The sequence below is a fragment of the Kordiimonas sediminis genome (assembly GCF_014656395.1).
Lineage (GTDB): Bacteria > Pseudomonadota > Alphaproteobacteria > Sphingomonadales > Kordiimonadaceae > Kordiimonas_A > Kordiimonas_A sediminis.
Genome location: NZ_BNCI01000001.1, coordinates 393,834 through 417,188 on the forward strand (window position 1 = coordinate 393,834; position 23,355 = coordinate 417,188).

General features: G+C 51.9%; 24 protein-coding genes. 16 read left to right on the forward strand and 8 right to left on the reverse strand.

Annotation, left to right across the window (positions count from 1 at the left end; translation table 11 throughout):
* Positions 1 to 7: 7 nt before the first annotated feature.
* Entirely contained in the window at positions 8 to 1,027 is a 1,020-nt protein-coding gene (locus tag IE181_RS01830; RefSeq protein WP_191249848.1) for an alpha-ketoacid dehydrogenase subunit beta, read from the reverse strand.
* Positions 1,024 to 2,010, reverse strand: a complete 987-nt coding sequence (locus tag IE181_RS01835) for a thiamine pyrophosphate-dependent dehydrogenase E1 component subunit alpha (RefSeq protein WP_191249849.1) — start codon at positions 2,008 to 2,010, stop codon at positions 1,024 to 1,026. The genes IE181_RS01830 and IE181_RS01835 overlap by 4 nt, the downstream gene beginning before the upstream one ends.
* Before the next feature lie 291 nt (positions 2,011 to 2,301).
* Here IE181_RS01835 and IE181_RS01840 point away from each other — a divergent pair, with 291 nt between their 5' ends.
* From IE181_RS01840 to IE181_RS01890, 11 genes are all read left to right on the forward strand, one after another.
* Positions 2,302 to 2,760: an SUF system Fe-S cluster assembly regulator gene (locus IE181_RS01840; RefSeq protein WP_191249850.1), complete on the forward strand. Its 459-nt coding sequence runs from the start codon at positions 2,302 to 2,304 to the stop codon at positions 2,758 to 2,760.
* A gap of 61 nt (positions 2,761 to 2,821) precedes the next feature.
* Positions 2,822 to 4,291: a Fe-S cluster assembly protein SufB gene (gene sufB / locus IE181_RS01845; RefSeq protein WP_191249851.1), complete on the forward strand. Its 1,470-nt coding sequence runs from the start codon at positions 2,822 to 2,824 to the stop codon at positions 4,289 to 4,291.
* A 6-nt stretch (positions 4,292 to 4,297) separates the two neighbouring features.
* Complete coding sequence (gene sufC, locus IE181_RS01850; protein ID WP_191249852.1) at positions 4,298 to 5,035, forward strand: Fe-S cluster assembly ATPase SufC; 738 nt, start codon at positions 4,298 to 4,300, stop codon at positions 5,033 to 5,035.
* 27 nt (positions 5,036 to 5,062) lie between these two features.
* Positions 5,063 to 6,349: a Fe-S cluster assembly protein SufD gene (gene sufD / locus IE181_RS01855; protein ID WP_191249853.1), complete on the forward strand. Its 1,287-nt coding sequence runs from the start codon at positions 5,063 to 5,065 to the stop codon at positions 6,347 to 6,349.
* Positions 6,346 to 7,587, forward strand: a complete 1,242-nt coding sequence (locus IE181_RS01860; RefSeq protein ID WP_191249854.1) for a cysteine desulfurase — start codon at positions 6,346 to 6,348, stop codon at positions 7,585 to 7,587. The genes sufD and IE181_RS01860 overlap by 4 nt, the downstream gene beginning before the upstream one ends.
* 20 nt (positions 7,588 to 7,607) lie before the next feature.
* Complete coding sequence (locus IE181_RS01865; RefSeq protein ID WP_191249855.1) at positions 7,608 to 8,147, forward strand: SUF system Fe-S cluster assembly protein; 540 nt, start codon at positions 7,608 to 7,610, stop codon at positions 8,145 to 8,147.
* A 2-nt stretch (positions 8,148 to 8,149) separates the two neighbouring features.
* Entirely contained in the window at positions 8,150 to 8,476 is a 327-nt protein-coding gene (locus IE181_RS01870; protein WP_191249856.1) for a HesB/IscA family protein, read from the forward strand.
* Between the two features lie 212 nt (positions 8,477 to 8,688).
* Positions 8,689 to 10,992 (forward strand): putative bifunctional diguanylate cyclase/phosphodiesterase, encoded by a 2,304-nt coding sequence (locus tag IE181_RS01875; RefSeq protein ID WP_191249857.1) that lies wholly within the window; start codon positions 8,689 to 8,691, stop codon positions 10,990 to 10,992.
* A 103-nt stretch (positions 10,993 to 11,095) separates the two neighbouring features.
* On the forward strand, positions 11,096 to 12,502 hold the full coding sequence (locus IE181_RS01880; RefSeq protein ID WP_191249858.1) for a sodium-dependent transporter: 1,407 nt from the start codon (positions 11,096 to 11,098) through the stop codon (positions 12,500 to 12,502).
* 51 nt (positions 12,503 to 12,553) lie between these two features.
* Positions 12,554 to 13,216: a GntR family transcriptional regulator gene (locus IE181_RS01885; RefSeq protein WP_191249859.1), complete on the forward strand. Its 663-nt coding sequence runs from the start codon at positions 12,554 to 12,556 to the stop codon at positions 13,214 to 13,216.
* Between the two features lie 24 nt (positions 13,217 to 13,240).
* Complete coding sequence (locus tag IE181_RS01890; RefSeq protein WP_191249860.1) at positions 13,241 to 14,281, forward strand: trans-3-hydroxy-L-proline dehydratase; 1,041 nt, start codon at positions 13,241 to 13,243, stop codon at positions 14,279 to 14,281.
* A 30-nt stretch (positions 14,282 to 14,311) separates the two neighbouring features.
* Here IE181_RS01890 and IE181_RS01895 read toward each other — a convergent pair whose 3' ends face one another.
* From IE181_RS01895 to hemC, 4 genes are read right to left on the reverse strand one after another with little or no spacing between them, the layout of a single operon-like run.
* Complete coding sequence (locus IE181_RS01895) at positions 14,312 to 15,676, reverse strand: heme biosynthesis HemY N-terminal domain-containing protein (protein WP_191249861.1); 1,365 nt, start codon at positions 15,674 to 15,676, stop codon at positions 14,312 to 14,314.
* A 3-nt stretch (positions 15,677 to 15,679) separates the two neighbouring features.
* Positions 15,680 to 16,933: a COG4223 family protein gene (locus IE181_RS01900; RefSeq protein WP_191249862.1), complete on the reverse strand. Its 1,254-nt coding sequence runs from the start codon at positions 16,931 to 16,933 to the stop codon at positions 15,680 to 15,682.
* A complete protein-coding gene (locus IE181_RS01905; protein ID WP_191249863.1) occupies positions 16,934 to 17,650 on the reverse strand; it encodes a uroporphyrinogen-III synthase in 717 nt (238 codons plus the stop codon).
* Entirely contained in the window at positions 17,647 to 18,600 is a 954-nt protein-coding gene (hemC, locus tag IE181_RS01910) for a hydroxymethylbilane synthase (RefSeq protein ID WP_191249864.1), read from the reverse strand. Before hemC ends, IE181_RS01905 begins: the two co-directional genes overlap by 4 nt.
* Before the next feature lie 147 nt (positions 18,601 to 18,747).
* On the opposite strand from hemC, the gene tsaD reads away from it, so the two are divergent.
* The 5 genes from tsaD (at position 18,748) to IE181_RS01935 (ending at position 22,014) form a co-directional block, all read left to right on the forward strand.
* Positions 18,748 to 19,827 carry a tRNA (adenosine(37)-N6)-threonylcarbamoyltransferase complex transferase subunit TsaD gene (gene tsaD, locus IE181_RS01915; protein WP_191251495.1) on the forward strand — a complete coding sequence of 360 codons (1,080 nt, stop codon included), beginning with the start codon at positions 18,748 to 18,750 and terminating at the stop codon, positions 19,825 to 19,827.
* 81 nt (positions 19,828 to 19,908) lie between these two features.
* Positions 19,909 to 20,898, forward strand: a complete 990-nt coding sequence (locus IE181_RS01920; RefSeq protein WP_191249865.1) for an NAD(P)H-dependent glycerol-3-phosphate dehydrogenase — start codon at positions 19,909 to 19,911, stop codon at positions 20,896 to 20,898.
* Positions 20,899 to 20,910: 12 nt separating this feature from the next.
* The gene (locus IE181_RS01925) at positions 20,911 to 21,210 is read left to right on the forward strand and encodes a YciI family protein (RefSeq protein ID WP_191249866.1); all 300 of its coding nucleotides are present in this window, start codon (positions 20,911 to 20,913) and stop codon (positions 21,208 to 21,210) included.
* A gap of 3 nt (positions 21,211 to 21,213) precedes the next feature.
* Positions 21,214 to 21,621 carry an EVE domain-containing protein gene (locus IE181_RS01930; RefSeq protein WP_191249867.1) on the forward strand — a complete coding sequence of 136 codons (408 nt, stop codon included), beginning with the start codon at positions 21,214 to 21,216 and terminating at the stop codon, positions 21,619 to 21,621.
* Positions 21,622 to 21,633: 12 nt separating this feature from the next.
* The gene (locus IE181_RS01935) at positions 21,634 to 22,014 is read left to right on the forward strand and encodes a Rieske (2Fe-2S) protein (RefSeq protein WP_191249868.1); all 381 of its coding nucleotides are present in this window, start codon (positions 21,634 to 21,636) and stop codon (positions 22,012 to 22,014) included.
* Between the two features lie 71 nt (positions 22,015 to 22,085).
* Here IE181_RS01935 and IE181_RS01940 read toward each other — a convergent pair whose 3' ends face one another.
* Together IE181_RS01940 and IE181_RS01945 are read right to left on the reverse strand one after the other, a co-directional pair.
* Complete coding sequence (locus IE181_RS01940; RefSeq protein ID WP_191249869.1) at positions 22,086 to 22,769, reverse strand: hypothetical protein; 684 nt, start codon at positions 22,767 to 22,769, stop codon at positions 22,086 to 22,088.
* Positions 22,770 to 22,851: 82 nt separating this feature from the next.
* The gene (locus IE181_RS01945) at positions 22,852 to 23,325 is read right to left on the reverse strand and encodes a tetratricopeptide repeat protein (protein ID WP_191249870.1); all 474 of its coding nucleotides are present in this window, start codon (positions 23,323 to 23,325) and stop codon (positions 22,852 to 22,854) included.
* Positions 23,326 to 23,355: the final 30 nt, after the last annotated feature.

A 23,355-nucleotide genomic window follows, 5' to 3' on the forward strand; every position in this document is an offset into this window, starting at 1 on the left:
TGTGACCTTATTTGGAAAAGTGTCTTAGCGCACACTCTACAATCTTTTCATGACTGGGCAAGTATGCAGCCTCCAGCGCCCTACCGTACGGCACTGGTGTGTGCGGCGGCGTCAAGCTAACGGGCGCTGACTTCAGGAACGCAAACGCCTTTTGTGATATTTTCGACACGACAGCATCCGCGAATCCGGCAAAGGCAGCCCCTTCATCCACGACAAGAAGACGTCCTGTCCCTGCCACGCTTTCAATCAGAATTTCCATATCAAGCGGGCTAATGGTGCGCGGGTCAATAATCTCGCAGCGCATGCCCCGTACCGCCAGAATGTCCGCAGCTTTTTCCGCTTCCTGTACCATGGCGCCTGTCGCAACCAGCGTGAGATCCGTACCCCGCCGCACATACCGTCCCTTGCCAAGCGGGATGGGAACAATATGCCCGTCTTCGTCTTCCCGAAGTGGACCGGTCAAACCATACAGCCCTTTATGTTCCATAAAAATAACAGGGTCAGGTGACGCAATAGACGTTTTCAACAGCCCTGCTGCGTCCGCCGGTGTTGCGGGGCAAACAACGCGCAAACCCGGCACAGAGGCGACCAGTGCATGCAGTGACTGGCTATGCATGGCACCAGAGCCGTCACCCGCCCCCATCGTGGTTCGAATCACAAGCGGTAACTGAATCCGGTCATTCGACAGGAACCGCATTTTAGCCGCCTGATTTATCAACTGGTCAAAGCACACGCCAAAGAAATCACAGAACATTACTTCGATTACCGGACGCAGCCCCGTGGCCGCGGCACCAAGCCCCATCCCGACAAAAGCGCTTTCCGTAATCGGTGTATCCAGAACGCGGCCGGTTCCAAATCTGGCTGCAAGACCGCGCGTGACCCCAAAAACACCGCCAAGTTCAACATCGCTGTCTTCTATGCCTGCACCGCCGGCAATATCTTCGCCCGCAATGATAATGCTGTCATCTGCTGCCATACAGTCGTGCAAGGTTCTGTTTAGGGCGTCACCAAAACTAATCGCTGTCATGTATCTGTCCCCCCGGCCTGAAGAAGACCCACACCACTATTCCAGTGCAGTTTGGCAGACCATTTCGCCATCAGACTTTCCCCTGCGGGATAAAGCTTTGCTGCCTGTTCAACCGCACTGTCTGCATCCTGTCTGGCACGGGAAAGAATATCCTGTATCTGGTCTTCTGCCAGACCACTGTTCAGTGCCTTTGTCTCCAACGTATGGAGAGGGTCCGGAACTTTCTGATCGCCCAGATAGGCTTCATTTTCCCCATGATAATGTCCACCCAGTCGCGGCACTAGGGCTTCGATCACGGCAGGCGACCCATTGTTCCTAACCCATGCGGTCATTGTATCTGTCACTGTGTCCACCGCCTCAATATCGTTACTGTCGACCCGCTCTGCAGCGATTCCAAGACTGCGCACCCGCTGAATCACAGATCCTGCGGTCGCATACCCGGCCGCCGTAGACTGACCCAGCCCATTATTTTCGACGATGAACAAAACGGGTAAGGACAGAACCGCTGCCAAATTCATCGTTTCTGATATGGCGCCCTGATTAAAGGCGCCATCGCCGAAGACCGTTACAGCAATACCGCCTGTACCGCGCACTTTTGCACTAAGCGCCGCCCCAGCTGCCATCGGCACTTGTCCGCCAACGATACCATTGCTGGAAAGAAAACCACTTTCCGGGGCCAACAGATGCTGCGTACCACCAATGCCGGCGGACAGACCTGCTTCCAGTCCAAGAATTTCTGCCGCAACTGAAACCGGATCAGTCTCCATTGCCAGTGCAAGACCGTGGCTTCGGTGAGAGCCCGTCACCTGATCACAGGACGAATCCAGTTTCGAACATAGAATCACTTCAAACACCTCTGCACCCAGACAAAGATGCAAAAGCCCCGGCACCAAACCCTTCTGTGAGAATTGCGCCAGACGCTGTTCAAAACTTCGAATAAAAGCCGCCTTGAAGAGATATTTTCCAAGGATTTCAATATCCATAAACCTACCTGCCTGTCTTCGATGATCCCGCCAAGTTTTATATAGGGGTTTTGCCGCCGCTAGTAAATCCCGTCAAATTGCGGTTTTTCATTAGGAGTCCCTTGTGTTTTTCCACATTTTAGCGCATTTTGTGCGCCAACTGAGTGTGGTCGCCATACTATGGCCATCGGCGGGGGTTAATTCTTTGTCCTGAATGGCATTGACACAAGGCCAGACAGGTACCATATAGAAAATCTAACTAAATTGGTCATATTTTAGTGATAAGTAAACATGGCCATAAGGATGTAACCGATGATTAAATTGACCAACCTTGCAGACTATGCCGTTATTCTGATGGTGGACATTGCGCGTCTGGACAGAAAAATCAGCGCACAAGAGCTTTCCCGGCAGTCCGGGTTGCCGCTACCCACTGTGTCTAAAATTCTGAATGCCTTGGGACGTGCTGGCCTCTTGGAATCGCACCGCGGGCTGAAAGGCGGGTTTTGCCTGGCAAAATCAAGGGATGACATTTCGGTCGCCAGCATTATCGAAGCTGTAGACGGACCCATCGCCCTTACGCACTGTGTTGATGGTACGGAAGAAGCCTGCACGGTCAGCAGCATTTGTCACATGAAACCACACTGGGCCATGATCAATGACACGGTCCGCTCAGCACTGGATACTGTGAAACTTTCAGAGATTTGCAATACCGACGCAATGTCACCTTTCGCGATTGAGCCACACAGAGGCCAGCGTCAGGCAACTATCTAACCCGTTGCGGTCAATTTTTATCTAATACTTTTGAGTTCTGCTCAATTTATGGAGCTATGGAATGGCAGGCACTGTCGAAGCCAAAAAACAGATTGAAGAAGCTACTAAAGAATATAAGTACGGCTTCTCCTCTGACATTGATATGGAAATGGCGCCGAAAGGGCTGAATGAAGATGTCATTCGGTACATTTCTGCCAAAAAGAATGAGCCAGAATGGATGCTGGAATGGCGCCTGAAGGCCTATCATCAATGGTTGAAGATGGAGGAACCGGATTGGGCCAAGCTGAATTTCCCGAAAATAGATTATAACGACATCTATTATTATGCAGCGCCCAAGTCCCAGGACAAGCCCAAGAGCCTTGATGAGGTGGACCCGGAGCTATTGCGCATCTACGCAAAACTGGGCATCCCGCTTGAGGAACAAAAGGTACTGGCAGGCGTTGAAGGTGCCCGCAAGGTCGCGGTTGATGCCGTCTTTGATTCCGTTTCTGTGGCAACTACGTTTCGTGAAGAGCTGAAGAAAGCCGGCGTGATTTTCATGTCCATTTCCGAGGCGATTGTCGAATACCCGGAGATGGTAAGAAAATATCTGGCAAGCGTTGTCCCTGTGCGTGACAATTATTTTGCCGCCCTGAACTGCGCAGTATTTTCCGACGGAACCTTTGTCTATATCCCCAAGGGCGTACGCTGCCCGATGGAATTGTCGACCTATTTCCGAATTAATGCGGAAAACACTGGCCAGTTTGAACGCACCCTGATCGTTGCCGATGAAGGGTCGTACGTATCGTATCTGGAAGGTTGCACCGCCCCGATGCGGGACGAAAACCAACTGCATGCGGCTGTTGTGGAACTAATCGCGCTGGATGATGCAGAGATTAAATATTCAACGGTACAGAATTGGTACCCCGGCGACAAAGACGGCGTTGGCGGTATCTATAACTTTGTAACCAAGCGCGGCAACTGCAAAGGCAAGAACAGTAAGATTTCCTGGACACAGGTTGAAACAGGGTCTGCAATAACCTGGAAATATCCTAGCTGCATTCTAACCGGCGAAAATTCGGTTGGGGAATTTTATTCGGTAGCAGTTACCAATAATTATCAGCAAGCGGATACAGGCACCAAGATGATTCATCTGGGTGCGGGGTCACGGTCTACGATTATTTCCAAGGGTATTTCCGCAGGTCGTTCACAAAATACATATCGGGGGTTGGTGAAAATTCTGCCAAGCGCAGAAGGTGTCCGCAACTATACCCAGTGTGACTCGCTTCTTGTGTCCGACACATCTGGCGCACACACCGTACCCTATATTGAAGTTAAGAACCCATCCGCCCAGATCGAGCATGAGGCTACAACCTCAAAAATTTCTGAAGACCAGCTCTTCTACTGCCGGTCACGCGGTCTGGATGAAGAAGAAGCCGTAGCGATGATCGTCAATGGTTTCTGTAAAGAAGTGATGCAACATCTCCCCATGGAGTTTGCTGTCGAAGCTCAGAAGCTGCTGGGCATCAGCCTTGAAGGCAGCGTAGGATAATAAAGAATGATCAAAATCGACAATCTACATGTAAATGTCAGCGACAAAGAAATCATCAAGGGCCTGAACCTTGAAATTAACGCTGGCGAAGTTCATGCAATCATGGGCCCTAACGGTGCCGGAAAATCCACTCTTGCCAGCACGATTGCCGGCCGTGAAAACTATGAAGTAACAAGTGGGTCTATCACCTTTGACGGTAAAGACCTGCTGGAACTTGAAGCACACGAAAGAGTGGGCGAAGGTATTTTCCTCGGCTTCCAGTATCCGGTGGAAATCCCTGGCGTGTCTAATCTGAACTTTATGCGTACGGCGCTGAATGGTGTACGCCGTTACCGCGGCGAAGACGATATGTCTGCGGCTGAGTTTATGAAGCTGATTAGAGTGAAAGCTGCAGATCTGAAAATGGACATGGACATGCTGAAACGTTTCGTCAATGTCGGTTTCTCCGGCGGCGAAAAGAAGCGGAATGAAATGGTTCAAATGGCCGTTCTGGACCCTAAATTTGCTGTATTGGACGAAACTGATTCCGGCCTTGATATCGACGCCCTGCGCACTGTATCAGACGGCATTAATGCCCAGCGCCGTGACGATACTGCTATACTGTTGATCACCCACTATCAGCGTCTTCTGGATTATGTGAAGCCTGACTTTGTGCATGTGCTCGCAAATGGCAAGATCGTGAAAAGCGGTGGCCCTGAACTCGCTCTGGAACTGGAAGAAAAGGGATATGCCGACGTTGCATAATGATGCACGGCATACTGGAGTTCTTTTATGACTGCTACAGTTTTGGAAACATACCAATCCCAACTTGAATCCGTGATCGGTGCTATTCCTTGCACCGATGCACTGCGCCGGTCCGCGATGGACAAGGCGCTTACGGCTGGCCTTCCCACGCCCAAGGATGAAGACTGGCGTTACAGCGACCTGAAACCATTTCGCACTGGCGCTTTTGCCTTATCGAAAGCAGCACAAACAAGCGACATGCCGATCCAGTATTTTGCTGACAAACCAGCGGCGCGCCTTGTCTTTATTAACGGTCAGTTTTCCGAGGAACGAAGTGATCTGGGTACCCTGTCCGACAGTGTACGCCTGAAAACACTGACCAATCACTGTCAGGTTGATACCGCGCGGGCAGACGACTTACTAGAAGGCGTTGATGCCCTGGATTATCTGAACACGGCATTGATGCGCGACGGAATCGTTATTTCCGTGCCAGCAGGTGTGCATGTAACGGCACCGGTTGAACTAATCAATCTGGTCACCAATTCCGCGAAGGCTGCCACCCACACCCGTCATCTGATTGAGTTGGGGGAAAATGCATCCCTTACCCTGATCGAACAATATGTCGGGGACGCAACAGACTATTGGTCCAATCCGGTAATGCAGGTTCGCATGGGCGAAGGTGCCCGGTTTGACCATATCCGCATGCAGTCAGAAGGATCGCATGCCGTCCATACAGGTAAACTCTATGTCGATCTGGATGCACGAGCGACCTACCGCGGCACCAGCATTATGACAGGTGCTGCTTTGTCACGGCTCGAAATCACTGCGCGCATTCTGGGAACAGGTGCCCATGCAGATATCAACGGCGCAGCACTGGCTGCACCTGGTCAGAGCCATGACACGATCACGCGTGTTGATCACCGTATTCCCGGTGCCACATCCGAGCAAATCTACCGCACGATTGCAGACAAACGGGCTAAATCCTCTTTCCAGGGGAAAATTACCGTTGCTGTGGATGCACAGGAAACTGCAGCGGATCAGTCGTTCAAAGCCCTGTTGCTGGACCGTACCGGCGAAGCCAATGCCAAGCCGGAACTGGAAATCTTTGCAGACGATGTTAAATGCAGCCACGGCGCAACGGTTGGCGAACTTGACACAAGTGCGCTCTTTTACCTGACATCCCGCGGCATTGATCCGGACACTGCACAGCAAATGCTTGTCGAAGCCTTCACAGGCGATGCCTTGATTGCTGTTGAGGATGATGATCTGCGCAATGCCCTGATGGACAATGTATCCCGGTGGATGCAGGAACGCAGCAAAGGGGGTACACAGTGAGCCAGCTAGACACCCTGCCCAAACTTGATGTTGCGGCAATTCGTGCTGACTTTCCTATCCTGCAGGAAACCGTTCACGGCAAACCGCTTGTCTTTCTGGATTCTGCTGCCAGTGCACAAAAGCCGGAGTGTGTGATCAAGGCAGAGGTAGATCTGTATCATCACTATTATGCCAACATCCACCGCGGGGTCTATAAATTCAGTCAGGACGCCACCGAGGCTTATGAAAACACCCGCGAAACAGTTCGGGCATTCATCGGCGCACGGTCAACGCGCGAATGTCTGTTTGTTCGCGGTGCCACCGAAGGGATTAATCTGGTTGCACAGGCTTGGGGCCGTGCCTTCCTGAAAGAAGGTGACGAAATCATCCTGTCTGAGATGGAACATCATTCCAACATCGTTCCCTGGCAAATGGTGGCAGAGGAAAAAGGTGCAACAATCAAAGCGATCCCGGTACTTGACGACGGATCACTTGATATGGAGGCTTATAAGTCCCTGCTGAGCGACCGAACAAAAATGGTTGCCGTTGCGCACGTGTCCAACAGTATCGGTACGATCAACCCGGTCAAAGACATTATCAAAATGGCGCATGATGTCGGTGCGCTGACACTGATTGACGGCTGTCAGGCGGCACCACATTTCCAGATTGATGTGCGGGACCTTGACGCGGATTTCTACGCCTTTTCTGCCCACAAGGCATACGGGCCAACAGGCATCGGCGTTATCTACGGTAAGGAAGACCTGCTGGACAAGATGCCGCCATGGCAAGGGGGCGGCGATATGATCAGCACCGTTTCCATTGAAAAAACCACCTATAATGACCTGCCCCATAAGTTTGAGGCAGGAACACCAAACATCGCTGGTGGTATTGCAATGGGGGCCGCAATATCCTACATAAATAGTGTGGGTTTTGATGCTATTGAAGCCCATGAGAAGGCTATCACGGACTATGCAATGGCTGTCCTTGGTCGGGTAAACAGCCTGCGCCTTATCGGCACCGCAAAAGATCGGTGTTCGGTTATCAGTTTTGTGATGGATCATGCCCATCCGCATGACATAGGCACCATCCTTGACCGACAAGGTATTGCTGTGCGTGCCGGGCACCACTGTGCACAGCCCATGATGGACCGGTTTGATATACCGGGTACAGTGCGGGCAAGTTTTGGTATTTATAATTCAACAGACGATGTTGATCGTCTTGTTGAAGGCTTACAAAAAGTAGTGGACATCTTTGGATGACCAACAGCAAAAGAGATATTATGAATTTGGATTCTCCTCAGACCGATACCGCAGAGTATCCGGAAGAAAACAAGCCACAGACTGCCACCGCTCGCCCGGTGACAGACGGTGACGGCGGCTATTTTCTGAATAAATTTCTGGATGGCGGTGAGGATGACAAAGCTGACGCATCCGAAAAGGACACAGATACTGCGCCGTCCGTAGCGTCTGCGCAAAGCGCGGCGCCGGAGCCAGAATCAGATACCAGCCCAGAAGCAGAAGAGCTTAAGGAACGTATCATTGATACCCTACGGGAAATTTATGACCCTGAAATTCCGGTAAACATCTACGAAATGGGACTGATCTATGATGTCGATGTAAAAGTCGACCAAAGTGCCCGTGTTACCATGACCTTGACGACACCGCATTGTCCGGTGGCAGAATCCATGCCGGGTGAGGTTGAGCTGAAAGTCGGCTCGGTTCCTGGTGTCAGCTACGCTGTTGTGTCTCTGGTCTGGGAGCCAGCGTGGGATATGTCACGCATGTCCGATGAAGCACGGCTAGAGTTAGGAATGTTATAATCATGAGTGCAATCACTGTAACAGATACTGCCGCTGAACATATTCGGGCACTGCTTGCCAAAAATGCTGATGCCATTGGAATCCGTCTTGGTACAAGCACGCACGGTTGTTCCGGCATGGGCTATACAGTGGATTATGTTGAAACACCTAGCGATGACGACGAACTGGTGGAAACCCAGGGTCTGAAAATCTATGTTGACCGTAAATCCCTGCTATTTATCCTTGGCACTGAAATGGACTGGGAAAACAGCATGTTCTCAACCGGTTTCAAATTCACCAACCCGAATGAAAAGGGACGGTGTGGGTGCGGCGAAAGCTTCCACGTGTAGACCCATACTATCGCTGCCCACATTTCCACTTAACCGTACCGACCACTTTCTGCGATAAACGTCTACGTCCTTTTGACTGCTATGCCCGGATTAAAAAAGGTGGCATAGACCGTCTTTTTGGTTAAAGTATTTCACCAGTGAAGGGAAATCTTTGAAAAACCATCAGTTTTTGCCGCTCCATGAGTGGCATGACTTGGGAGGTTGGGAGCCGTATGGGGTCGCAAAAGCACACGGAAGATATATTGAGAGAGCAGATATCCATGCTCTATCAAGGCGGCAAAGTATCCGTTCCTGTCAACATCATTACCTCTCTTATCCTTGCAGCGTTAAGCTGGCCTGCGCTTGATCACACAAGCTTGATCATTTGGGCCAGTGCGATGGTCATGCTTTCTATTCTGCGGCTTTTCAGTTGTTTTCTCTATTTCAGCCAGCCGCGCCTGTTCAGCACCCATGGTTGGGCGAACACCTTTGTCGCGGGGTCCGTACTGACTGGACTTTTGTGGGGATCGATCATCTTCCTTTTCCCGCACCAGTCAACTTTATCACCCTATTTGTTGATTGTAGTGATCTTCATTGCGGGCATGACTGCGGGTGCCACATCAACATCCGGCACCTATTTCAAGGCAAGCGCAGGTTTTGTTGTACCTGCGACAGCCCCGCCCATTGCCTATTTTTCAATGGGTAGCACGTCTGTTGAACTGGCGATCAGCATCGTTCTGATTGTCTATACGGCCATGCTGCTTCGCACCAGCCAAACCAGTGACAAGACGATCCACGGCTTTCTGGAACAAAGACGCCTGAACCGCGCTCAGGCGGCAGAACTGCATGAGCAGCAGGAATTGCTGCAAAGTGTGCTCGACACCATTGAAGTCGGTGTCGTCGTGTTTGATCGCGACATGAAACTGACACTTTGGAATAATGCGCTTACCCGGTATCTAAACATTAGCCCGAACTGGCTGAAGACCAAACCAACAATGGAAGACTTCATCCGCCTGAATGCCGAAAACGGTGACTTTGGCCAGGGTGACATTGAAGAACTGGTTCGGTCCCGCATGAAACGGTTTGATGACCCCCAGAATATTACACCGCACCGATTTGAACGTACCCGCCCAACCGGTACACGGCTTGAGATTATGGGCAATCCCATGCCAGAAGGCGGCGTTGTAACAACCTATACAGATGTTACCGAGCGTTTTCTGCGGCTTGAGAAAATCCGACTGTTGGCCGACCATGACAGCTTGACCGGTCTGGTCAACCGGCCCGTCTTTGAACGCAGATTACGACACGCGATTGCCAGCGCCAAACGTAGCGGCAATATGGTCAGTATTTTCTATCTGGATCTGGATCACTTCAAAGACATTAATGACACGATGGGGCACCCAACAGGTGACCAACTGCTGAAGCAGGTTGCTACCCGGCTGAAAAAAACCGCACGGGAAACAGACACAGTTGCCCGTCTTGGCGGCGATGAATTCGCCATCATCGGCACGCACCATTCTAATGTGCATGATGTCTACCGGTTTGCAGAACGCATTCTGGATATCCTGTCAGAGCCGGTGGAGATTGGTGAACAAATTGTCCATACGGGCGCCAGTATTGGCGCAACTATCTTCCCGCTGGACAATTCAACGCCGGTCGAACTTTTCAGTCATGCCGACATGGCGCTCTATAAAGCAAAAGAAGCGGGGCGTGACCGCTTTGCCCTGTTCGACAGTCATATGAATGACGAATTGCAGGACCGTAAACGCATTGAAACCGAACTACGCCATGCCATTCATAATAATGAGTTTGTTCTATATTATCAGCCACAGATAGATTTCGAAACCAAGGCAGTTATTGGCGCCGAAGCCCTACTTCGCTGGCAGCACCCCGAGCGGGGTATCGTGGCTCCCGACCTGTTTTTACCCATCGCGGAGACCAACCGTCTCATCAATCCGATTGGCAACTGGGTAATCGAAGAGGCCTGTGCCTTCACCAACAGAATAAACGGTGCCAAGTCTGAAAACTTCAAAGTTAGCATTAACCTGTCCGCGGTTCAGTTCCGCAGTGAAGGATTGCAAAGCTTTATTATGGAGACAATGACCAAAAGTGGTGTTACCGCCGATCAGATCGAGCTGGAGATCACTGAAAGTATGGTCATAACCAATGTTGAGGACGCTATTAAAACCCTGCGGCGGTTCCAGTCACTCGGCATAAGTGTTGCGATTGATGATTTCGGCACGGGCTATTCGTCTATGGCCTATCTGAAAGATTTCTCCGCCAATGTCCTGAAAATTGACCGCAGCTTTGTCTCGGAAGCAAACAAACGGGATGAAAACCGGAAAATCATTGCCGGTATTATCAGCCTCGGTCATAGCCTAGGCATGCAAATCGTTGCAGAAGGTGTGGAAGACGCAGATCAGGAAAGCCTGTTGCAGTCCCTGAAGTGTGACTTTGCCCAAGGGTACTATTATGGCCGCCCAATGCCAGAAGCAGACTTTCTCACCTATCTGGAGGAGCGTTCCAGCCAAACTTAACAGGCACAGAGGTGCTCAGATGTTTGGTGGCTGGTGAGCCAGAAGAGGACAAATATACTATACCCTGCTCTGGGGAGGGCAGGACCGAAAAAAGGGGGGATATATGGCCGGACTTTCCGCAGGTGCTGACAAAACGGGACCGACACAAGAACACTGGTCCTCACGGCTGACATTCCTGATGGCTTCGATTGGGTTTGCTGTTGGGCTTGGTAATATTTGGCGCTTTCCCTATGTCACTGGGGAACATGGTGGCAGTGCTTTCATTCTCGTCTATCTATTCTTCGCCTTTGCGATTGGCGTGCCGCTGGTTATGACCGAATGGGCTATTGGTCGCCGCAGTCAACAGGCTGCCTCAGCATCCGGCAGTTTTCGCGATGTCGCCGCAGAGGGGGGCCGTTCCCGGCGCTGGGGTAATGTTGGGGGCATGGCTATTCTGGCCGTCTTCATGATCATGCTGACATACAGTATCGTTGCTGGCTGGACGCTGGATTATTTCGTTCGTGCCGCAACCGGCAGCTTTGATGCCATAACAGCCGATGCATCCCGTAGCATGTTTGCCGACTTGCTCGCCGATCCTGTTCGGTTAGGGTTCTGGCAGGCAATTGTTGTCGGCCTGACCGTCTATATTAACTCTCGCGGCATACATAGCGGCATTGAACGGGCCGTCAACATCCTGATGCCTGCCCTGTTTGTCTGCCTTCTTATTATGGTTGGCTATGCTTTTGCCATCGGGGACATGTCCGCCGCCGCCGACTTTATCCTGACCCCTGATTTCAGCAAAATCACAGGCGAAGCAGTCTTAATGGCGCTTGGTCAGGCTTTTTTCTCGATCGGTGTTGCCATGGCCGTGATGGTTACATACGGATCATATCTGGACGCGGATACGTCCATTCCTCAAAATGCCTTCATTGTGGTCGGCGCGGATACGCTGGTCGCTCTTTTGGCTGGCTTTGCCATTTTTCCGCTTGTATTCGCATACGGGCTTAACCCGGGTCAGGGAACAGGCCTTGTCTTTGAAACTCTGCCCCTTGCTTTTGGCGCCTTGCCGGGTGGACAGATATTCGGCAGCATTTTCTTTCTCCTGCTGATCGCAGCCGCCATTACGTCCTGTATTGGAAACTTTGCCCCGGTCATTGCCTGGACTGAAGAACGCCTGAAAGTAAGCCACACAAAAGCAGCATGGATTTCCGGCTTAACGCTATGGGGGTTGGGCCTTATTGCTGTATTGTCTCTCAATGTCCTGAAAGATTTTCACCCTCTGAACTTTATCGGCTTTTTCGAGGGGAAGACTATCTATGATATTATCGACATTGTGTCGGCCAACATTCTGCTGCCGGTCGGGGCACTGTGCACAGCGCTGTTTGCCGGATGGGTATTACCAAAAACACTTCTAACGACAGAAATGGGATTAAAAGAGGACAGCATAGGCTACAAGCTGTGGATTTCTTTGATGCGGTATGTCATTCCAATAGCAATTACCATTGTACTGGTGGTTAGCCTTGGCGCCTGATAAGCCCTCGCGGCCACCAACGAACCGAGATTTGGAAAGAAAGTAGCAATTATGGGAACCTCTCTTCGTCCTTTGACTATGGCACAGACCGTTGCAAAGAACCTGAAGGAAAAAATCCTGACAAATCAGATCGCCGGTGGGGAACCCTTACGACAGGATGCCATCGCGAAATCCTTTGGCATAAGCATCATTCCTGTTCGTGAAGCCCTGCGCCAACTGGAAGCTGAAGGGCTGGTACAGTTAATTCCGCACCGCGGTGCCATTGCAACAGAACTTACCGTCGACAAGGCCCTTGAATGGATTCATATGCGTCTACTGTTGGAAGTTGACCTTCTTGGACGCGCGATGGATGTCATGACCGACGAAGACGCTGATAGGGCCGAAACAGTTCTAAGTCTCTATGAGACCAACCTGAAAAATCGCACCCATATCGAGCAGTGGAGCGATTTTAACTGGGATTTTCATAAAGCACTTTATGCCCCTGCCAATCGGCCGGAAACACTGGATATTCTCGCCAATCTTCACAAGAAAAGTGACTGTTATGTCCGCCTGCAACTGCTTGATGGTGATAATGTTGAGCGCGCCCAGTCGGAGCACAGGGAACTGCTGGATTTATACCGCGCGCGAGACAAGGATGGTGCCACCAAGGTACTTGCAGAGCATATAATCAATGTAGCCAACGACTTGACGACGAACCTGCCGTCCAGTGCATAAGATATACACCACAGGAAAGCCGACGTGAAACTTGATGCACCTATCCATATTGTCGAATGCCACGCAGAAGGCGAGGTTGGTGATGTCATCGTATCAGGCGTAGAAGCCCCACCAGGGGATACGCTGTGGGATCAGTCCCGCTACATCGCCCACGATAATCAATTGCGGCAATATGTTTTGAACGAACCTCGGGGTGGTGTCTTCCGGCATGTCAACCTTCTGGTTCCAGCGAAACATCCAGATGCCCAAATGGGATGGATCATCATGGAACCGGAAGATACACCGCCCATGTCTGGTTCCAACTCCATGTGTGTTGCCACCGTCCTTCTGGAAACCGGCATTCTGCCGATGACAGAGCCACAGACACATCTGACACTCGAAGCTCCGGGCGGCCTTGTTCGGGTATGTGCAGACTGCAATAAGGGTAAAGTCACCCGCGCTACTGTGACCAATGTGCCGTCCTTTGCAGCCCATCTGGACACTAAGCTGGAAGTAGAAGGCATTGGCACCCTCACGGTTGATACAGCTTACGGCGGTGACAGCTTCGTCTTCGCCAGTGCAAAGGCGCTCGGTTTCTCTCTCACCCCTGATGAGGCAAAAGACCTGGCAGAAACAGGCACCAGAATAACCAATGCAGCCAATGAACAGTTAGGCTTCCACCATCCGGACAACCCGGACTGGACCCATATTTCATTTTGCAGCATCGCAGATGCCGTAACAGGCGAAAAGGGCCAGTTTCAGACAAAGAATGCCGTGGCGATCAAGCCAGGCAAGATTGACCGGTCCCCCACCGGGACAGGCGTGTCAGCCAGGCTGGCGATTTTACATGCAAAAGGCATAGCAACCGTAGGGGACATGCTTACCGTTCAGTCCCTGATTGGATCAACTTTCACCGGTAAGATAACAAGCACAACATCCGTTGGGGCCAATAAGGCTATACCTGCGATTATCCCATCGGTTTCCGGCAGGGCTTTCATCTACGGTACGCGCCAGGTGGTCCTGGACCCCGATGACCCGTGGCCACTTGGCTACCGTCTTAGCGATACGTGGCCGGTGATAAAATAACGAGCTAGCTTACGCCTTTTCCAGACCTATTCAGGTTCGAATTTCCGGCAACAGCTCCTCGTCAGATAATAATGCAATGGTATTGCCCGAATCAAACGCGGGGCGCTTCAAAGCAAACTGATCTGCGCTGATCCAGTGGATAGTGTCAAAGCTTTTGCAAGACGGACACAGGACGGACCAACTATGGTGCCGCGTGCCACAATCATCGCACACCCACCCTGCACGGTCGACAGCAGTATCAAGCGATGCTTCGATCGCATCGGCATCTTCGCCGGTTGCGTGCGCGAGCGCGAGCCTATACTGCAAAACACGGCGCCCCGGATGCGATTTTATCAAATCCTCAATCACTGGCCGCACCGCATCATACCGGCGTGCATCCATCATCGCATCGACCATCAACAAGCGCGATTCCCCGTGGTCTGGATTTCTATCTGCGAGTTTTCTTGCTCGTTTTAACCAGTCTTCCCGCGATTCTGCTGAATCCATGTCTTTATAAAGAGTAGCATACATGGGATGCGGTGCTTCCTTCCACGCATCCATAATCAGGCGTCCTGTTTTGCGGGAGTTTCCGTCCCCTAGTTCAAGACGTCCGAGCGCACACACTGCTGCAGGGAAATCCGGCTTGGCCGCCACTGCTGCTGAAAGAAGCTTCTTCGCCTCTGCTCGCTTACCACCAACTGACTGTTCCATCGCTTCTGCATATTGCAGAGCTGCACCGTGGCTTTTCGAACGCTCTGTACTCAGAAGCCCTTCTTTTGTTGCTATTTTGAGCGCATCCCGGGCTTCCGTCCAGTTCGCTGCTGCAATCTCTAGCGCAAAAAGTGTTTTAATAACCCAGGGGCTTTTCCTATTTTCCTTAAACGCCTGCCGCGCCAGTCTTAGGGCTTCATTTTCCGCTCCCTTGCGGCGCGCCTCGGTCAACAGTCCCCGTAGACCAAGCAGACGCCCCTCTTCTGTTTTCTCAAGCTCCCGGTACCGTGTGGATGCAGCTTCAAAATCCCCTGACCTGGTCGCTGCTTCTGCGGCAATCAAATGGACCATTGGCTGTGGGGGCAACAGTGCTTCTGCCTGCCCAATCAGCCTGCCTGCCAATTTATGGTCACCGGCCGCCAGCGCCACAAGCGATCTGTTCAACAACTGAATACCCCGGCCCTGACGTTTGAATATCTGGTTCTTGCCAACAATGGGCATATCCCGGCGGATCCAGCCTGCAAGCCAGACAAGCCCCCCGGCAGAGACCATTAATATCGACGCCATAAGCGCCAGTGCCGCCAGCGTTGTATCAACGCGGTACGCCCCAATATCAATAGTAACCGCACCGGGATTGTCGGCAAATGTCGCACTGATAAAGGCGATCAGCAGAATAGCAATGAATAGAAGGATCAGTCGTAACACCGCTTACCCCTCGCTTTTGGAGGCTGCCAAAACCAGACGGTCAAAGGCACCAAGAACATCGACATAGCGTTGGGCGCTTTCTGTCCACGGCTTGGCCACCTCGGCTGCGTCCGGCGTCAGCTTGGACAAAGCCGCGACAGCACCAGCAACATTTCTGGCGCCAAGCGCATTCTCTGCCTCGACTAGCACAGCATCATTCCCCGTTGCACCGGCGCCGCGCCTGCGGACAGTGAACAAATTCACCAGAAAAGATCCCGACGCCTTTTCGGTTGCCGCGCTGACATCACGGGCCATGGCTTCAAAAGATGATACGAGCACAGCATAGGACGGAATACCATTCTGCCCCGCTTCCAAAATAGCCAGATCGGCGCCAATCAACTGCTGGTCCATCGCCGACAATGTTGCAAAATCAGGCCGCAGGCTGGCAAGCTCCACACCATATGCCTGCCCGGACAAGGCCAAATCCTTCACACGGCCCAGCATCAATACCAGCCGCCCTCGCGGTGAAGTCTCTATCGCCCCGGATTTTATTGCCTCCAGATCTTCTACCAGTGCCTTGTTCATCGCTTTTTGCTGTTCAAGCTCCGCCCGAAGCAGTGCTAAAGACCCCGTAAGTTTAGTAACATCAGGATTCGCTTGGGCGTTTAGTGCAGACAACCGCGCAATTTCACCCGACAAACGGTCAAGCTCTGCCTGCATTTCTGTGGGCATCGCGCCGACTGCATCAGGTGATAAACCACCTTCCACCGCCAATAGGGAGAGCTGGTCCTGCAGGGTTTTAACATCAGACCTGAGACTGTCTACCGACGCCTGCAAATGTCCACTGGTTTCCCGAAAGAGGCTATTAGTTTTTTCCACTTGGTCAAGCCGGGCGGTCAGGCCGCTGGTGTCAGGTACACTGGCCGCAGGCTCTACCGCTGCATCCTGGGCTGGTAACAACCCCATATCCACTAGTGTCTGTTCACCGTATGGGGCGGCGAACACACCGCCGATAAAGGCGATGAGAAAACCCGACAGTATCCACCCGGCTTTGCCACCGCCTGATTTGGTAACAGGCGAAGTGTCTTCCCTGTAAGAAGATGTCGCAGTCTTTTTTTGCCCGGCGCCGCGAGTGCCCTTTTGATCCGCTGACTCTGTCGTTTCCTCGGCCAGATCCTCGGCCAGAATTTCTGCATCAATGATTGTGTCAGAAGGGTCGGGCGTACCCTGCGCTGTGTCTCTTTCTGGGTTGCTGTCAGTTTCCTTACGGTCTGTCACTCAAAGTCCCCCGTTTTCAATCATTCGTTTCATACTGGCAAGCAGGCTAAACTCTTCTGGGTACGGCGCGGCGGTAAGCCCTTTCCAAGGTTGTGCGCTTGCAGCTTTTATCCGTTCGGACAAGCAGTGCGCCGACAGCCCCAGACTTTCCGGTGTTGCACCAAATTTACCAACTTCTTCTTCAAAGATGGTAAGCGCCGTCGCAGAATAAAAGACAACCCAGGAAATTTTCGCCTGTTGAAAAGTGTCCATATCCTCCTGCGTGAGGTCTAAGCGGTGCGTTTCATAACAAACTTGTCTGTGGGCCGTATAGCCTGCACCCGTAAGGTCGGCCACAACATCATGAGCCAGGGTTTCACCGCTCAGATGCACTATCGTGCCGCCAACTGACTGCTGGAATGTATGGACAAGGCCCAGAATACTTTTAGCCGTGCCGTCTCCATCAATCACAATATCAAAACCCATTTCGCGCACCACTTCTGCCGTGCGCTTACCAACCGTATAAACACGCGTGGATTTATTCGCGATCCTATTCAGACCGTGGAGGGCACCATTAACACTGGTGACAACAACGGCTGCTGGCTCATAATTCAGTTCAAAATCAACTGGTTCAACACGGGTCAGTGGACGCACGATAGCATTCAGGCCCATATCCCCCAATGTGCGTACTGTTGTCGACGTTTGGCCTTCAGGTCTGGTGACTAGAATGCTGGTCATTCAATTGTTGCCTCAATTTCCCGTTTCAGCGTTTCAAAAAACTCCGGCCCGGCCTGTGCCCGGATTTTCTGTCCAAGCGTATCCCCAAGGGCGGCACCTGCATCGCGGTCAGACGTCCCCGTTTCTTCGAACACGGTTGTTCCGTCCAGCGACAATAGAAGCGCCCGCAAGGTTACCATGTCGTCCGACAGGCTGGCAACGGCTGCAATAGGTGTCCTGCAGGAACCGTCAAGTGATGCCAGAAACGCTCTTTCCGCTGTTACCTGTGCCGCCGTATCCAGACAGTGCAGCGGTGCCAGGCGTTCCTGCATATGTGTATTGGTATCCTTGATCTCGACCGTTACAGCCCCTTGCGCAGGGGCAGGCGGGAAATCATCCAGCGACAGTGTCTCGGTAATCTCTGCTTCCATACCCATCCGGTTCAAGCCTGCGCGGGCAAGAAATGTTGCTTCTGCCTGGCCTTCATTCAGCTTGCGAAGCCGGGTCTGAACATTACCGCGAAAAGTCACAACATTCAGGTCTGGCCGCAACCGCAGGGCCAGTGCCCGCCGTCTTAGGCTGGCGGTGCCAAGGGTCGCCCCTTCCTGCATGCCCATGAAGTTGTTTGCACGCGGCGAGATAAAGACGTCCCGCACATCTTCTCGCGGCAAAAAGGCCGTCAGGGCCAGGCCGTCTGGCAAACTGGTTGGCATATCCTTGGAACTATGGACCGCGCAGTCGATATCACCGGACAACAGGGCATCTTCCAGCTCTTTGGTAAAAAGCCCCTTGCCGCCTGCTGTCATCAGGTGCCGGTCGAGGATAATATCCCCTGTTGTTTTAATCACGACAATTTCAATGGACTCGTCGGTCAGGTCCGCATGGGCGGCAACTAATTTTGCCTTCACGTCATTTGCCTGCGCCAGCGCAAGCACACTGCCCCGCGTCCCAATCTTTATTGTTTGTTGCACTTGTGCCTCTCCAAATGCTAATGCCAATCTTTAGTAGGCTTATAGGCCGTTGGGGACAATGTCCCAAGTAGAAAGATATATTAGCCGTAAATGAGCGACAAACAACCGCATATAATAAGTCCGGCAAACTCGGATGGTTCACGCCCTTTGACAGTTCTTGGAATTGAGACAAGCTGTGATGAAACAGCTGTCGCCGTTGTGACCGCTGACAAACGTATTTTGGCCCATAAAATTTTATCCCAGGTTGACACGCATGCGGAATTTGGCGGGGTCGTGCCTGAAATTGCTGCCCGACAACATATATCGAGCCTGGATCATCTAATCGCCGCCACCTTAAAGGAAGCCGAGCTTACAATGGCAGATATAGACGCCGTGGCGGCCACCACTGGCCCCGGCCTTGTCGGCGGGTTGATGGTTGGTGTCATGACCGCCAAGGCCTTAGCAACGGCCAGCGGCAAACCCTTCATCGCGGTCAACCATCTGGAAGGTCACGCCCTTACAGCACGCCTGACCGACGATATAGCGTTCCCGTTCCTATTGTTGCTGACATCGGGCGGGCACTGCCAGTTACTCGAAGTAAGCGGTGTAGGGAATTATAAACGCCTTGGCACCACGATTGATGATGCCGCAGGGGAGGCCTTCGATAAGACGGCAAAATTGCTCGGCCTTGGATATCCTGGCGGACCCGCTGTCGAGCGGGAGGCAGCTAAAGGCAATCCAGACAGATTTAAATTACCGCATCCACTGAAGGGAAAACCAGGATGTGATTTTTCCTTCTCTGGCCTGAAAACAGCCGTCCGCCGCCTTGCAGAAACATGCGTCAGTGAACGCGGCGCGCTTTATGAAGACGACAGAGCTGACCTGTGCGCCGCCTTTCAACAAGCCGTTGTGCGCTCCCTGACCGACAGGGTGCAGCGTGCCGTCACTGATTTCCGGTCGCGCCACGGCGCAAAAAGCTACCCGCTTGTAATCGCAGGCGGTGTTGCGGCAAACAAGGCAATCAGGGCTGCCTTGGTAAAACTAGCCACCGAAGAAGATATGATCTTCTATGCTGCGCCCATGGAATTATGCACCGATAATGGTGCTATGATAGCCTGGGCTGGTCTTGAACGACTGCTTGTTACACCTACCTTAAACGATATGGACGTTTCTGCGCGTCCCCGCTGGCCGCTGGATGAAAATGCCTCATCCCGCATTGGTGCAGGGAAAAAGGGTGCCAAAGCATAAGAAGCCGTCTAAACGCTTGCTCTGCAAGGAATTTCAAGGCACTCTTCTTGGAAAGACTGCCATAACAAAGGGGATATACACTTGAAAAAACTGGGAGTATTTGGCGCAGGTGCCTGGGGTACCGCTCTTGCCACTGCGGGTGTTCGCGCGGGACTTGATACTGTTATCTGGGCGCGAGAGGAGGAAGTCGTTTCCTCTATCAACCAGTCCCATGAAAACACCCTGTTTTTGAAAGATGTACCGCTTGACCCTGCCCTGAAAGCAACGGGTGATTATGCCGTTTTATGCGATACGGATTTTATTCTTCTGGTCACACCAGCCCAGCATATGCGTGCCGGCGTGGAGGCCTTAAAGCCCCACCTGAAGAAAGAAACTCCGCTGGTAATTTGCTCCAAGGGGATCGAGGTATCGACCGGTAAGCTATTAAGCGAGGTTCTTGCGGAAACGGTACCAGACAACCCCGTCCTGGTATTATCTGGCCCGACGTTCGCAGCAGAGGTTGCAAAGGGGCTGCCGTGCGCTTTGACCCTTGCGGGCAGTGATCCCGTGCTGACACAGGAAATTGCTGCAGCCATTGGCCAGCCAACCTTCCGTCCATACCAAAGCGCTGATATCATTGGCGCCCAAATTGGCGGCGCTATCAAAAATGTCCTCGCCATTGCGACCGGCATTGTGGTTGGCCTAAAGCTGGGTGAAAATGCAAAAGCAGCCCTGATTACCCGTGGCCTTGCTGAAATTATGCGGTTTGGCGAACTATTTGGCGCAGAGAGGGAATCACTGATGGGGCTTGCAGGACTGGGCGATCTGATCCTGACATGCTCCAGCACCCAATCCAGAAATATGTCACTGGGTAAGGAAATTGGTGAAGGCAAAACCATGGAAGACATCATGGCAACACGCAATTCCGTGGCCGAAGGTGCCCACACCGTCGATATCGTCTATTCCATTGCCAAAGACAAAGGCATCGATATGCCGATCACTTCGGCCGTGTATCAAATTTTGAAAGAAGGACGTGACGTCTTTGAAACCACAGATGTTCTTCTGGCTCGACCCTATAAAACAGAACTGTAAAAGGAACTTCAGATGCTTTTCACCCTGATCTGCAAAGACAAGCCAAACAGCCTTCAACTCCGCATGGATTCCCGGCCTGCACACTTGCGCTACATCGCCGATGCAGGCGAGCGCGTTAAGCTTGCGGGCCCTTTGCTATCGCCAGGTGATGACCCCAAACCAATTGGCAGTATGATCATCATTGATGCCGCCAGTGAAACGGCTGTGAAATTATTTGCCGAGAATGATCCATATGCCAGCGCCGGATTGTTTGCGTCTGTGGAAATCCACCCATGGAAAGGTGCCGTTGGTGCCTGGTTGCCGCAGGAATAAAAAGTGGCATACTGGCTAGTGAAATCTGAACCCGAGGACTGGTCCTGGCAGGATCAGTCTTCCGTCGACAAAGAACCGTGGACAGGCGTTCGGAATTATCAGGCTCAGAAACATATGGCCGCCATGCAGGTTGGCGACAAAGTATTTTTCTATCATTCTGGCAAAGCGCGCGAGATCGTTGGCATCTGCACGGTTGCCACTGCTTCCTACCCGGACCCGGACGACCCGAAAGGGCGCTTCATTCTGGTCGACCTGAAAGCGGAAAAGGCACTGAGTATCCCTGTGACACTGCGCCAAATCAAAGAAGACGAAAGCCTTAGCCATCTCGCGCTGGTTCGCCAAAGCAGGCTGTCTGTAATGCCAATTGACGACAAGGCGTGGGAAACTATTCTGGCAAAGTCTGCCGGATAGAAAGCCAGCAGCGTGGACCAACCAGCCCCCCTTTATCTTTCAGATACCATGACCGGCCCGGAGGCTGGCACAGAGATTCTGGACCTGGCCACACTTTCTGACGGTGACGCCCGCGAACTTATTTTTGAAGAAGGGCGATTTCAAACGCGGATCTTTGTCCAGAAAATTGGGACGACAGTGCATGTATTTGAAAATGTCTGCCCCCATGCCCGGGCGCCACTGAATCTATTCGGGGACAAGTTTCTGAACCTGAACGGCAGCGCCTATCTTTGCCGGACCCACGGGGCAGAATTTGACCTGAACAGCGGATTATGCACCCGCGGCCCCTGCAAGGGTGCTTATCTCCGCGCGGTTGCGGTCGAGGAGAAAGACGGCAAGCTTTACAGCCTGTAACAACCACCTTGGCGAACAAGCGAGAAGCTGAGCCAACGCCAGTCTGTGTTTACAGTCAAAGCAAACAGAACCTAGATCATAACAGTGCCAGATGGCAGGGGCTTTTTCCGTTCAGGGAGCTGCTGGCCGGGCGCAGGTTCTTTCAAGGACACAACACGCCAGAATTTCTGGGCACCGTCGCGGTGCGTAACCGATTTTAAAATTAGGGACTTGTCCGGGGAATAATAGACGGTGCTGGCTTCGCGGTAAGATTGGTCCCCATCAGAAAACTCGCTGACAATTTCAACGATAAAGACGGCAACATCGCCGTCGGATAAATTGATGGTCTTCTTCTCTATCACTTCGAGATGGGACCAAACATCTATATCCCGGCCCGCTTCGATCAGCTTAACATTACCGTTCAGCGAAACAGACTTTCCTACCTTAAGCGGAAAAAGTTTTTCAAGGTTTTGATCCTGTAAGTCGATTTCAAAACGGCTGATGTATGTGCCGTTCTTATATTCAATACCAGACAGGGCATAAAGACCGCGGTAATAATCGCGCACCATCAAGGGCGTACCCTGTAATTGAAATTCCGTCGTGACCATGCGGCCATTGACCTTGGTAACATCTGCGGTAACTTCGCGGCCATGCCACTGAATATATGCCCGGGTGCCGACTTTTGCCTGTGCAGTTTCGGGCATCGCCTGCGGTAAATCACACGCAGCGATAAAGAAAGCGGTCATCAGTACCGACAGCCTGATAAATCGTGACACTAACTAGGTCTCCTCAACCCGCAGTAGATTTTCTGATCTCTGATAAGAATACTGGCAAACGACGCAGTAGCAAGTGTGAAAATCACGCGCCGTCATATCCTTTTGTTTCTGCACGGGTTTTGGCGAGTGCAATATTATACTGAATAGTTTGGGATTGAGGTGCCAGTTTCAAGCCACGTTTATACTCTTCCATTGCACGTTCAACGTCACCAATTTCCAGATAAATATTGCCGCGATTATTATAAAACCGCCAATTATTGGGGACCATCTTGATTGCTCTGTTGCAATTTTCCAAAGCATCATCCCAGTCTTCATCCATGATATATGTCGCACACAGAGAGTTATAGACCCGTGCTTCCTGATTAAAGGACAGGCTGGACTTTAGCGCACGATAATAGAGATCCCGCGCCTGTTCACTCTCTCCGATCTGAACAAGGTAATTACCCTTATTGATAAGCTCTGATGGCTGCAAAACGATGTCATAAGTATAGGCATACGCTGGTGTGGCGGTCATCGCGAGCGAGACAAAGCCATAAAGAATGGATTTCGCTCTCATGATAGGCTCCTTTCTGTTCGCCTTACGTCA

Bases quoted from the DNA above. Each gene is read 5' to 3' on its own strand.
- IE181_RS01840 (WP_191249850.1), top strand. From the start codon at position 2,302: ATGATTAAATTGACCAACCTTGCAGACTATGCCGTTATTCTGATGGTG.
- IE181_RS01870 (WP_191249856.1), top strand. From the start codon at position 8,150: ATGAGTGCAATCACTGTAACAGATACTGCCGCTGAACATATTCGGGCA.
- IE181_RS01875 (WP_191249857.1), top strand. From the start codon at position 8,689: ATGGGGTCGCAAAAGCACACGGAAGATATATTGAGAGAGCAGATATCC.
- IE181_RS01865 (WP_191249855.1), top strand. From the start codon at position 7,608: ATGAATTTGGATTCTCCTCAGACCGATACCGCAGAGTATCCGGAAGAA.
- IE181_RS01835 (WP_191249849.1), bottom strand. From the start codon at position 2,010: ATGGATATTGAAATCCTTGGAAAATATCTCTTCAAGGCGGCTTTTATT.
- sufB (WP_191249851.1), top strand. From the start codon at position 2,822: ATGGCAGGCACTGTCGAAGCCAAAAAACAGATTGAAGAAGCTACTAAA.
- sufC (WP_191249852.1), top strand. From the start codon at position 4,298: ATGATCAAAATCGACAATCTACATGTAAATGTCAGCGACAAAGAAATC.
- IE181_RS01880 (WP_191249858.1), top strand. From the start codon at position 11,096: ATGGCCGGACTTTCCGCAGGTGCTGACAAAACGGGACCGACACAAGAA.
- IE181_RS01925 (WP_191249866.1), top strand. From the start codon at position 20,911: ATGCTTTTCACCCTGATCTGCAAAGACAAGCCAAACAGCCTTCAACTC.
- IE181_RS01945 (WP_191249870.1), bottom strand. From the start codon at position 23,325: ATGAGAGCGAAATCCATTCTTTATGGCTTTGTCTCGCTCGCGATGACC.
- IE181_RS01905 (WP_191249863.1), bottom strand. From the start codon at position 17,650: ATGACCAGCATTCTAGTCACCAGACCTGAAGGCCAAACGTCGACAACA.
- IE181_RS01885 (WP_191249859.1), top strand. From the start codon at position 12,554: ATGGGAACCTCTCTTCGTCCTTTGACTATGGCACAGACCGTTGCAAAG.
- IE181_RS01830 (WP_191249848.1), bottom strand. From the start codon at position 1,027: ATGACAGCGATTAGTTTTGGTGACGCCCTAAACAGAACCTTGCACGAC.
- sufD (WP_191249853.1), top strand. From the start codon at position 5,063: ATGACTGCTACAGTTTTGGAAACATACCAATCCCAACTTGAATCCGTG.